Here is an 11,461-nt window from a genome sequence, read left to right on the forward strand (position 1 = left end):
CCGCGGCCGAGTCCGGAGGCGGTCGCATGACCAGTGGCACGCGCCTGCCCGAGGACCTGCGGGCGGCCCTGCACGCCGTCCGTGTCGATGCCGCCGCGGCCGAGGCCGAGTTGGCCGATCGGCGGGTGGCCGCCGAGGACACGCGGCAGTTGACCGGTCTGCTCGCCGACGCCTTGTACGCGAGCCTGCACGCCGGTCTGCCCGAGTCGTCGGCCCCTTCCCGGCGGCTGCGCGACCCGCGACTGGAAGAGGCGCTGGCCCGTCAGGTGCCGCACGCCACCTTCCCCTCGGACGCCGAGCTGATCGGCGACCGCCCACCGGAATCCGGCACCGGTGGCCGCGTCGTGGTGCGGACAGGGGGCGTGGCGGTGGCGGTGCCCGGAGCCTGGGTGGACGGGCCGGTGCGGAACGGGCGGCCGGTCAGGCTCGCCTGGCCGGCCGCCCACCCGGCGGTCTCCCCGGGATTCTTCTTCGTCACCGGCTCGCAGGGACCACCGCCCCGCGAGCAGCCCCTGCTCCGCGTCTACCTGCACGTCCGCGACGAGGACGCCGCCCCCGCGCTGTTCGGGCGGGTGCTGAGGGCGCTGGAGGCCAGCGGGCGGCCCTACAGGGCCAAGGCGGCCTCCGTTCCTCACCAGTACCCGCGGTACGACGCCGTCGTCGTGTATCTCGCGGCCGAGGACCGGGCGCTGGCCGACCTGGTGGCCCGCGAGGTGGAGGGGCATCCCGCACTGGGCGAGGAGACGTCGCTCTTCGCCCGCCGGCACGCGCCCGGTCTGGCATCGGCGGCGGAGCCCGGGGACCCACGGCCGGGCATGCGGGGGATGAGCTTCGGCCAGCACCGCAGCCACGTGATGGCCCAGGCCCTGGTCGAGCACGCCGCCACGGGCCGCGGCGAGCCCCTCGACCTGTTGCTCGCCCGCCGGCTGGCCGAGGCGTCCATCGACCCCTCCGACCCGTCCCGCAATCTCGCCGCATGATGTAGCGCATTCGTCACACGGCGGTCACCCGGAAATGCGCCGCACTGTGCAAGATGCATCTTGGTGGTCAGATCCGTGCTTGCTATAAAAGAAATGTCTCCGGCCGGAGCCCCTGAAAACAAACAGGAGGTAGCAGCATGATGAACGAGACCGCCGAACTGGCCACTGGTTTCGACGCCTACACCGACCTTGAGGAACTCGCCGCCGCCGTCGAGGCGTCGACCGAGGCCAAGACCCCGGGATTCTCCATCACCCCGACCTTCAGCCTCACCGGCCAGCACTGACGAACCGCGCCGCACGGCGCGGACGCCGAGCCCGGGAGAACTCACCGAGTTCTCCCGGGCTCTTTTTTCGTCCGCGGCGTGCAACTTCCGGCCGGCGGGGCTTGCCCGGAGTCCCGGTCCTTCCCAGAATGGAGAACGAAGCCGCGAGGTGGGAGCCACTGTTCGCGGAGTGAGCGAAGAAGGCCTCGGATTCCCTTTTCGGAAGGTGGATCCCTGTCCGGCGCCAAGGCTGCTGCCGTGAGGCCGAAGCTCTTCTGTTTCAGCGTCAACGTCGACGCATTCTCTCGCAGTTCATGTCCTGCGGTTTTCTCTCGTAGCCCATTCCGGGACAGTACGGAGCTATCTCATGAATGAATTCAGCGTCGAGCACGCGCTGCCTTCCGTCTTGCCGGACGAGGAGACGCAAGCGTGGCTGGACCGGGTCCAGCGGATCGCGCCGGTCATCGAGGCGGCGCGCGAGCAGGCCGACCGCGAACGCGTGACCTCGCGGCCCGTGTTCGAGGCCCTGCGGGACGCGGGGATCCCGCGGATGTGGGTCTCGCGGCGGTTCGGCGGCTCGCAGGTCGGCATCCGGACCGGCTCCGCCGTCATCCAGGCCCTCGCCCGTCTGGACGCCTCCGTGGCCTGGCAGATGGGCGTGCAGGGCGCCATCGGCCGGCTCGCCGACTACCTGCCCGAGGCCACCTCCACCGAGCTGTTCCGCGACAACGACGGCCTCGTCGTGGGCGGCGTCAACCCCTCCGGCCGCGCCGAGGCCGTCCCGGGCGGATACCGGCTCAGCGGCGAGTGGGCGTTCGCCAGCGGGTCGGCCCACGCCGAGTGGCTGGTGTGCGCGGCCTTCGTCACCGAGGGGGGAGAGGTGCGCCGCACCGACAGCGGCCCCGAACTGCGCATGCTGTTCGTGCCGCGCAAGTCGGTCGAGTTCCAGGACACCTGGTACACCGTCGGGCTGCGCGGAACCGGCAGCAACCACTACACCGTCCAGGACGTCTTCGTCCCGCGGGAATACACCGTCGACGGCGCGGAGATGACCCGTCCGCCGGCCGCCCGGGAATCGCGCGCGTACGCCGTCAGCTACGACGACTTCGGGCCGTTCACATCCGCCTCCACCGCGCTCGGAATCGCCCAGGACGCGGTCGGCGCGTTCAAGGAACTCGCCGTCAAGAAGACCGCGACCGGTGCCAGCAGCACGCTGGCCACCAGCCATGTGGTCCAGGAGAAACTGGCGCGCGCCGAAATGCTCGTCCACACCGCGCGCCTGCTGCTCGCCGACACCGCCGACCGCGTCAGCGAATTCGGTGAGACCGGTGGAAAGCCGCTGACGGCGCTCGTGCGGCTGACCGCCGCGACGGTGGCGGAGAACACCTCGGCCGCAGTCGACATCGCCTACAACCTGGCGGGCGCGACCTCCGTCTACGCCACCAGCCGACTGGAGCGCTGTTTCCGTGACGTGCATTCCGCGGTCAAGCACATCACGCTGTCGTCCACGCACTTTGAAATGGCCGGCCAGTACCTCCTCGGCGGAGAACTGCTGAAGCGCCGCTGACCGCGAGAAGTATCCAAGAATCCGATGCCGGCACACTCCGGAGGAAACCAGTGGAATCGATGAAGGCAGTTCAGCTCCTGGCCCCGCGCAAGACCGTTCTGGCCGAACTCCCGGTCCCCGCGGCCCCGGTCGACGGCCTGTTGATGAAGACGCGGTGCGTGTCGATCTGCTCCACCGACATCTCCTTCTACGAAGGACATCTCTTCCCGTCCGAATACCCCGTCATCCTGGGTCACGAGTACCTGGGCGAAGTGGTCGACATCGGTCCCGAGTTCGACGGCGGCTCCGTCGACGTCAAGGTCGGGGACCGCATCGTCTACTGGGGCCAGACGGACTTCGGCGGCTTCGCCGAGTACCGCACCGTGCGCCCCATCTTCTCCGGTCAGGTGAAGGAGGACGTCTTCGCCGCCGACCGCAACTTCAACGACGACCGGCGAGCGGCGGCGGTGAAGATACCGGACGAGATGGGCGACCTGGAGGCGTCGTTCATCGAGCCGGTCACCGGCGCCATGCGCTCGGTGCTGTCCAACCCGCCGCGGGTCGGCGACAAGGTGCTCATCCTGGGCACCGGCCCCATCGGCATCATCGCGGGCAGCGTGATCAAGAAGCTCCTCGCCGCCAACACGGTCGTCTCCGTCGACACCAACCCGGCCCGCAACGCCTTCGCCGAGAGCCAGTTCTCCGACCGGGCCTACCTGCCGGAGGAGCTGATCGACTCCGTCCCGGAGGGGACCTTCGACTACGTCTTCGACGCCCTGCCCACCGTCAAGGGCATCGACGAGGAGAAGGACCCGCGCCGGGTCGCGATGCGCAAGATGAAGGCCGGGGGCCGCTACGTCCTCTACGGGGCGTCCCAGGAGATGCAGAAGTTCGACACCTGGCTCATGCTCGCCAAGGGCATCAACATCCGCTCGGCGCCCTTCGACGTCACCCACTTCCCGATGCACAAGAGCGCCAACGTCATCGCGGCGGCCATGCAGATGCTGCTGAGGGGCATCGTCGACGGCAAGGCGCTGCTGTCCACCGTCCACCCCTTCGACGACTACGACGGTCTGGTGGCCATCTTCGAGAACTACCGGTTCACCACCGACCTGAAGACCATCGTCGACTTCCGCAAGTGACCCGTCGCCGGGTGTGCCGCCGGCGACCACCGACCGGCACACCCGGCGCGGCGCCCCCCCCAGCCCGCTGCACAAGGAGCTTCCGGATGGACGACGAAGACACACAGGCACCGCGAGCGCAGGCCGGCCTCGTGGTCGTGGCCAACCGCCTGCCCGTGAGCCTGGAACGCGACGCCGCCGGCCGCCCGCACTGGCGGCACAGCCCCGGAGGCCTCGTCAACGCCCTGGAGCCGTTCCTGCGCGGAAGGCGGGGCGTATGGGTGGGGTGGCCCGGGACCACGGCCCACGACCTGCCCGCCCTCCCGGACGACGGCCTGCGCCTGCACCCCGTGCGGCTCTCCGCCGACGACGTCCGGGGTTTCTACGAGGGCTTCTCCAACGGCACCCTCTGGCCGCTGTACCACGACGTGATCGTGCCGCCCGAGTACCACCGCGGCTGGTGGGAAGCCTACGTGCGGGTCAACCGCACGTTCGCCGAGGCCGCGAGCAGGGCCAGCGGTCCCGGAGCCACCGTGTGGGTCCAGGACTACCAGCTCCAGCTCGTGCCGGCCATGCTGCGCGAGCTGCGCCCCGACCTGCGCATCGGCTTCTTCCTGCACATCCCGTTCCCGCCCGTGGAACTGTTCATGCAGCTGCCCTGGCGGACCGAGATCGTGCGCGGCCTGCTCGGCGCCGACCTCATCGGCTTCCACCGGCCCGGCGGCGCGCGGAACTTCCGCTGGCTCGCGCACCGGCTCACCGGCCTGCCCACCGCACCGCACCCCGCGTCCGGTCCAGGCCAGGAGATGGTCCGTCTCGGCGACCGTGACGTCCGCATCGGGGCCTTCCCCATCTCCATCGACGCGGCCGAACTCGACGAGCTCGCCCGGCGGCCCGACGTCCAGGGGCGCGCCCGGCAGATCCGCGAGGAACTCGGCGACCCCGAGAAGATCATCCTCGGGGTGGACCGGCTGGACTACACGAAGGGCATCGACGTCCGCCTCCGGGCCGTCCACGAGATGCTCTCCGAGGGGCGCATCCGACCCGACCGGGTCGCCTTCGTCCAGATCGCCATCCCCAGCCGTGAACGCGTCGAGCACTACGTCCGGTTGCGCGAGGACATCGAGCGCGCCGTCGGACGGGTCAACGGCGAGTTCAGCCGCGTCGGCCGGCCGGTCGTCCACTACCTGCACACCTCCGTCAGCCGGGAGGAACTCGCCGCCTTCTACAGCGCGGCCGACGTCATGCTGGTGACCCCGCTGCGCGACGGCATGAACCTCGTCTGCAAGGAGTACGTCGCCTGCCGGTACCGGGAGGACGGGGCCTTGGTGCTCAGCGAGTTCGCGGGCGCGGCGGCCGAGCTGACCGGCGCGTACCTGGTCAACCCGCACCATCTGGACGAGGTCAAGAACGCCCTCGCCGAGGCACTGGACCAGTCCCCGCACCAGGCGCGCCTGCGCATGGGCGGACTGCGCCACCAAGTCCTCACCCATGACGTGGACTTCTGGGCCCGGTCGTTCCTCGCCGCCCTGTCCGACGGCCGCCCCGGCGTTCCCGGCTCCTCCGTGGCGGACGGCTCCGCGCCGCTCGCCTCCGACACCGAATGGGCCCTGACATGACACCCGTACCACCCGTCCCCTTGCGGAAGGCCGTCATCCCCGCGGCAGGCATGGGAACGCGGTTCCTGCCCGCCACGAAGGCCACGCCCAAGGAGATGCTGCCCGTCGTCGACAAGCCGGCCATCCAGTACGTCGTCGAGGAGGCCGTGGCCGCCGGACTGACCGACGTCCTCATGGTCACCGGACGCAACAAGAGAGCGCTGGAGGACCACTTCGACCGCAACCAGGAGCTGGAACGCCTCCTGCGGGCCAAGGGCGACCACGGCCGGCTGGAGAAGGTGCGGGCCACCAACGACCTCGCCGCCCTGCACTACGTGCGACAGGGAGAGCCCAAGGGGCTCGGCCACGCCGTCCTGTGCGCCGCCCCGCACGTGGGGGACGAACCCTTCGCCGTACTGCTCGGGGACGACCTCATCGACCCGCGCGACCCCCTGCTCGCCCGGATGGCCGAGGTCCAGGGCGAGCACGGCGGCAGCGTCATCGCGCTGATGGAGGTCGACCCCGCGCAGATCCACCTCTACGGCTGTGCCGCGGTCGACCTCACCAAGGACGCCGACGTCGTCCAGGTGACCTCCCTCGTGGAGAAGCCGCAGCCCGGCACGGCGCCCAGTGACCTCGCCGTCATCGGCCGGTACGTGCTCTCCCCGGCCGTCTTCGACGTCCTGCGCGACACCCCGCCCGGCAGGGGAGGGGAGATCCAGCTCACCGACGCGCTGCAACGGCTGCTGTCCGACGGGGACGAGCAGATCCACGCCGTCGTCTTCAAGGGCCGCCGCTACGACACCGGCGACCGCGGGGACTACCTGCGCGCCATCGTGCGGCTCGCGTGCGAACGCGAGGACCTCGGCGAGGAGTTCCGCACCTGGCTCCACCGGTACGTCACCGAGTCGATGCCGAAGAGCCCCTGACACCGGCCACCCCTCTCACCCGGCCGGCCACCCCGGCCCCGCGAAACGGATGTTCTCCATGACCGTCGACCGTTCCCTCTTCACCCGTGCCATGGCCCGCGTTCCGGCTCCCGTGACGATCGCCACGACCGTCGACGCGTCCGGCGGCCGGTGGGGCTTCACCGGAAGTTCCTTCAGCTCCCTGTCCCTCACGCCGCCGCTGGTCCTGATCTGCCTGGACAAGAAGGCCAGCACCCACCACGCCTTCGTGACCGCCGAGCGGTTCCTGGTCAACGTCCTGGCCGCCGACCAGAGCGACGTCGCCCTGCGCTTCGCCCGCTCCGGCGTGGACCGGTTCGCCGACGGCGACATGGAGACCTGCGAGTTCGGCCTCCCCGGCCTGCGCGACGCGGCGGCGCGCGTCGCCTGCGCCCTGCACGACATCGTCGACGGGGGAGACCACAGCATCCTCATCGGCCGCGTGGAGGCGATCCACACCGGTGACGGCGTCCCGCTGGTCTACAGCGACCGCTCCTTCGGCCGGCCCGTCCCCGAGGCCACCGCCGTCGGCGCCCGCTGACACCGCCGGACGCGACACCAAGGGACAGCGACCCGTTGAGACCACTCCACGTGGCCCTGCTCGGCACCTCACACGTGCACTTCCGTGACTACCACGACCTCCTGGCCCGCGACCCCCGCGTCTCGGCGGTCGTGCTCCCCGCGGCACCGGACACCGGCGACAGGCCGGCGTTCGGTGCCGCGTCCGTGCGGGAGGCGCTGCGGTGCGCGGACGCGGCCGTCATCACCTCCACCACCGCGCAGCACGCCCAGCTCCTGCCCCACACCGTCAGGGCCGGCGTACCGACCCTGGTCGAGAAACCCCTGGCGGCGACGGCCGGGCAGACCGCCCGTCTGCTGCCGCCGCCGACGGCCGGCGGACCCACGACCACCGCCATGTTCCTGCGCTGCGCGCCCGGCCTGCGACGGGTGCGGGAGCTGCTGCGGCAGGACGTCCTCGGGCCGCTCACCGCCGTACGGCTGGGCTTCGCGCACACCGGGCTCACGGACGGCGTGTTCACGGGGGAGGCGGCCTGGATGCTGGATCCCGCCCACGGGGCGGCCGGAGCGCTGAGCGACCTCGGCATCCATCTGATCGACCTGCTGCTGTGGCTGGCCCCGCGCCGGCCGCTCGACGTCCTGGACGCGCAGCTGCGCCACCGCCCGGGGCTTCCTGTGGAACCGGCCGGCACCGCGCTGCTGCGCTGGGGAGGCGTCCCGGTCACGCTGCACGCGAGCTGGATCGGTCCGCGCACCGGCTTCACCGCGCACTTCGCGGGGCGGCACGGCACGGTCCAGGTCGCCGGCGGCAGCGTCACGCTGCGGACGGGGCGGACCGGGACGACGTGGCGGCACGAACCGCCCCAGGCCCGGGCGGTGCTCACGGCGTTCCTGCGGCAGCTCGGCGGCCGTCCGGCCTGGCAGCCCCCGGACCACGCCGACATCCGGCGTACGGCCTCGCTGCTGGAGGAGATCGCCGGCGTGGCCCGGCACCGGCGCTGATCCCGGGCCGGGCCGGGGGTCAGACCGGTCAGTCCTGCCGCTGGAGGCCGGCCTCGCTGCGCGCGCCGTCCAGGATCGCGTCCAGGAGGCCGGGGTAGCGGTGGTCGAGGTCGGCGCGGCGCAGCGACAGCAGGTTCTCCCGGCCCGAGGGGCGCTGCCAGATGACGCCGGCGTCGCGCAGAACGCGCCAGTGGTGCGTCATCGACGACTTCGAGACCCCGTCCAGGATGCTGCCACAGTTGTGCTCCTCGCCGTCGCTGAGGACGCGGACAACGGTCAGGCGCATGGGGTTGCCGAGGGCGCTGAGGACGTTTTCGATGCGGATCTGATCACGGTCGGGGTGGTGGGCGATCATTGTCCCACTGTACCGCGACAGTATGACCATCCCCTGGGTGTGCGGCCCTCGTTGACCGGCGCGCGGGGTCGTGGCCGGATCTCGTCCCCCCGGTTGCCGACGGTTCGATTGTACGTAAGCATGTGAACAGTCGTACTGGTTGGGCTGCCCTGCCCACGACCCAAAGGGGCTGACCTCTCATGTCCACTTCACCCACGCTCCAGTCGGGCCACGCGGGCCCGGACGGGCGACGACTGGGCTGGAGTCTGGCGCTGCTGGCCTTGGCGCAGCTGATCTTCTCGCTCGACCTGAACATCGTCTTCGTCGCCCTGCCCGACATCGGCGACGACCTGGGCTTCCCCGGCCAGACGCAGCAACTGGTCGTCAGCGCCTACGTCGTCTTCGCCGGCGGCTTCCTGCTGCTCGGCGGGCGGGCGGCGGACCTGCTCGGGCGACGCCGGATCTTCGTCCTCGCACTCACCGTCTACGCCGTGTCGTCCCTGGCCGGCGGGCTGGCCGGCAGTCCGGCCGTCATCATCGCCGCCCGTGCCGTCCAGGGCATCGGCGGCGCGCTCCTGCTGCCGTCCACGCTGTCCCTGATCAACACGCTCTTCGAGGAAGGGCCCAAGCGGAACCGGGCCCTCGCCGTGTGGGGCGGGGCCGGCGCGAGCGGTCTGACCGTCGGCGCGCTGCTGGGCGGCATCCTCACCGAGAGCTTCGGCTGGCCCGCCGTCTTCTTCGTCAACGTGCCGCTGGCCGGTCTCGTCGCCCTCGCCGCACTGGCCGTCATCCCGCGCGACGAGGCGCGCACCGCGGGCCGCCGGTTCGACCTGCCCGGCGCCCTCACGGTCACCGCCGGTGCCACGCTGCTCGTGTTCGCCCTGGTGGAGGGCCCGGAGAACGGCTGGACCGCGCCCGAGGTCATCGGCTCCTTCGTCGCCGCCGTCGTCTTCCTGATCGCCTTCGCCGTCATCGAGTCGCGCAGCCGGGACCCGCTCATGCCGTTCCGGCTGTTCCGCAACCGCAGCCTCAGCGTGGGCATCACGGTCACCTTCCTCTACATGGCCACCTTCGGCACCCTGCCGTACTTCCTGACCGTGCTGCTCCAGTCCGTCCACGGCTTCAGCGCGCTCCAGACCGGCCTGGCCTTCCTCGTGCCCTCCGTCGCCATCGCCACCGGCACCCAGCTGGGCGAGCGCCTGACCACCCGGCTGGGCACCCGGCCCACGCTGCTGGCCGGCTTCCTCGTCGGCGCCGTGGGCACGGCACTCCTGGCCTGGGGCTTCGACGCGGACGCCACGTACCTGATGGCCGTGCCCGGACTGATCGTCTCCGGTGTGGGCCAGGGCATCGTCTGGACCGCCATGTGGATCGCCGCCTCCACCGGGGTCGCCGCCAACGAGCAGGGCATCGCCAACGGCATGGCCTCCACCACCCTCAACATCGGCAACGCCATCGGCCTGGCCGTCCTCACCGCCATCGCCGACGCCGGTACCGGGGGCAAGACCGGACAGGCGCTGAAGGCCGCCACCGCCGACGGCGAGTTCCTCGTCGTCCTGCTCACCGCGGTCGGCATGGTGGTCGGCCTGCTCATCACGCTCGGCCTGCCCAGCAAGAAGGCGCAGGCCGCCTCCGCGGCCGTCGAGGATCCCGTCCTCACGGTTCGGTGAGCGCGACCGGCCACCACCGCGCGTCCGACCATCCCCCGCGGGACGCGCACGGCGGCCGACGTGCTCGGTGCCCCGGCGGCCACGGCCGCCGGGGCACCTTTCCGCGCGCCTCCCGCCGGCGGCCGACGGTGCGTCGGGACGCGGAGGAAGGTCCGCGCGGAAGGCCCCGTACCGTCACCGGCGTACGGCGCTCACGCCGCGCGGCGCCGGGACGGGAAGCCATGGCCGCGCGCGGCGAGCACCACGGCGAGCACGGGCAGCAGGAGCACCAGCACCGTCCAGGGGAACGAGCCGCTGCCGGCCGCGTCCAGCAGGACGCCGCCCAGCACGCCGCCGCCCGCCATGGCCACGTTCCACAGCGTGACCAGCATCGCCTGCGCCGCGTCGGCCCGGTCGCCGCCCGCGTCACCGACGGCGGTCTGCAACAGGGTCGGCAGCCCGCCCCAGCCCAGCCCCCACAGCGCGGCGGCGACGTACACCGGCACCCCGCCGTCGCCGAGCACCCCCAGCCAGGCCGCGGCCACCGCCACCAGCAGCGTGCCGGCGATGGTCAACGAGCGCAGCCGGTACTGGATCTGCGCCCCCACCACCCAGACGCCCAGCAGGGACGCGACACCGAAGGCGAGCAACACCAGGTCGGTGTCGTCACCCATCCCCAGGCCGTCCAGGAACGTGGCGATGTAGGCGTACAGCACCGTGTGGGCCAGCACGAAGACGAGCGTCACGAAGAGCACCGGGCGCACGCCCGGGACCCCCAGCGCCCGCAGCATCCGCGGCCGTTCGCCGCGCGGCAGGCCCGGATGGTCGGGTACCACGGCGGTGATCCACACCAGCAGCACCACCGCGAGCGCCGTCATCGCCCAGAACGCCACGCGCCAGCCGAGGGCCTGGCCGAGGAAGGTCCCGGCGGGCACACCGAGGGAGAGCGCCACCGGAATCCCGGTCATGGCCACGGCGATCGCCCGGCCCTGGAGGGGGACCTCCACCATGCGCCGCGCGTAGCCGGCGAGCAGGGACCACGCCAGGCCCGCGGCGACACCGGCGAGGAAGCGCGCCACCATCGTCAGGCCGTAGACGGACGACACGGCGGTGACCGTGTTGGCCAGGGCGAAACCCGCCACGGCCGTGAGCAGCAGCCGCTTGCGCCGCCAGGCGGAGGTGGCCGCCGTCAGCGGGATCGCGGTGAGCGCCGTGCCGATGGCGTAGACCGTGACCGTCTGCCCGGTCGCGGACTCGCTCACCCGCAGGTCGTGGCTCATCCCGGGGAGCAGGCCCGCGGGCAGCGTCTCGGTGAGACTGGTGAGGAACACCGCGGTGGCGAGGGCGAGCAGCGCCGGCAGCGGCAGTTTCCCGCCGCTCCGCCGCGCGGGCGGCGCGGCACCGGAATCCCTGCCGGAGGGGGCGGCCGTGTCGGGGGAGGCGGTCATGGTGAGGCACTCCGTATCTCGTGGATCCGTGTCTGGCGCAACGGTGCGGGCGGG

Annotated in this window: 11 protein-coding genes; 9 read left to right on the top strand and 2 right to left on the bottom strand. The window is 71.9% G+C overall.

Annotated features, from left to right (window positions below; translation table 11 throughout):
- Positions 1-26 precede the first annotated feature (26 nt).
- The 8 genes from AQJ11_RS05130 to AQJ11_RS05160 all read left to right on the top strand — a co-directional run bounded on the left by AQJ11_RS05130 (position 27) and on the right by AQJ11_RS05160 (position 7,976).
- The gene (locus AQJ11_RS05130; protein WP_059262025.1) at positions 27-980 is read left to right on the top strand and encodes a T3SS effector HopA1 family protein; all 954 of its coding nucleotides are present in this window, start codon (positions 27-29) and stop codon (positions 978-980) included.
- A gap of 137 nt (positions 981-1,117) precedes the next feature.
- Positions 1,118-1,264, top strand: coding sequence for an LxmA leader domain family RiPP (locus tag AQJ11_RS49700; protein ID WP_014675881.1), 147 nt, complete (start codon positions 1,118-1,120; stop codon positions 1,262-1,264).
- A 346-nt stretch (positions 1,265-1,610) separates the two neighbouring features.
- On the top strand, positions 1,611-2,810 hold the full coding sequence (locus AQJ11_RS05135; protein ID WP_014675882.1) for an acyl-CoA dehydrogenase family protein: 1,200 nt from the start codon (positions 1,611-1,613) through the stop codon (positions 2,808-2,810).
- Positions 2,811-2,869: 59 nt separating this feature from the next.
- On the top strand, positions 2,870-3,931 hold the full coding sequence (locus AQJ11_RS05140; RefSeq protein WP_244218114.1) for a zinc-dependent alcohol dehydrogenase: 1,062 nt from the start codon (positions 2,870-2,872) through the stop codon (positions 3,929-3,931).
- 86 nt (positions 3,932-4,017) lie between these two features.
- On the top strand, positions 4,018-5,529 hold the full coding sequence (locus AQJ11_RS05145; RefSeq protein ID WP_059262026.1) for an alpha,alpha-trehalose-phosphate synthase (UDP-forming): 1,512 nt from the start codon (positions 4,018-4,020) through the stop codon (positions 5,527-5,529).
- A complete protein-coding gene (gene galU, locus AQJ11_RS05150; protein WP_014675885.1) occupies positions 5,526-6,437 on the top strand; it encodes a UTP--glucose-1-phosphate uridylyltransferase GalU in 912 nt (303 codons plus the stop codon). The genes AQJ11_RS05145 and galU overlap by 4 nt, the downstream gene beginning before the upstream one ends.
- A gap of 58 nt (positions 6,438-6,495) precedes the next feature.
- Positions 6,496-6,996, top strand: coding sequence for a flavin reductase family protein (locus AQJ11_RS05155; protein ID WP_237280992.1), 501 nt, complete (start codon positions 6,496-6,498; stop codon positions 6,994-6,996).
- 35 nt (positions 6,997-7,031) lie between these two features.
- Positions 7,032-7,976 carry a Gfo/Idh/MocA family protein gene (locus AQJ11_RS05160; protein ID WP_244218115.1) on the top strand — a complete coding sequence of 315 codons (945 nt, stop codon included), beginning with the start codon at positions 7,032-7,034 and terminating at the stop codon, positions 7,974-7,976.
- A 28-nt stretch (positions 7,977-8,004) separates the two neighbouring features.
- Here the strand turns inward: AQJ11_RS05160 and AQJ11_RS05165 are convergent, their stop codons facing one another.
- The gene (locus AQJ11_RS05165; RefSeq protein ID WP_059262028.1) at positions 8,005-8,331 is read right to left on the bottom strand and encodes an ArsR/SmtB family transcription factor; all 327 of its coding nucleotides are present in this window, start codon (positions 8,329-8,331) and stop codon (positions 8,005-8,007) included.
- Positions 8,332-8,510: 179 nt separating this feature from the next.
- On the opposite strand from AQJ11_RS05165, the gene AQJ11_RS05170 reads away from it, so the two are divergent.
- Entirely contained in the window at positions 8,511-9,980 is a 1,470-nt protein-coding gene (locus AQJ11_RS05170) for an MFS transporter (RefSeq protein WP_175252306.1), read from the top strand.
- Positions 9,981-10,171: 191 nt separating this feature from the next.
- Here the strand turns inward: AQJ11_RS05170 and AQJ11_RS05175 are convergent, their stop codons facing one another.
- On the bottom strand, positions 10,172-11,407 hold the full coding sequence (locus AQJ11_RS05175) for an MFS transporter (RefSeq protein WP_059262029.1): 1,236 nt from the start codon (positions 11,405-11,407) through the stop codon (positions 10,172-10,174).
- Between the last annotated feature and the right edge of the window lie 54 nt (positions 11,408-11,461).

The sequence above is a fragment of the Streptomyces corchorusii genome, from assembly GCF_001514055.1.
In the GTDB taxonomy this organism is placed as follows: Bacteria; Actinomycetota; Actinomycetes; order Streptomycetales; family Streptomycetaceae; genus Streptomyces; species Streptomyces olivaceoviridis.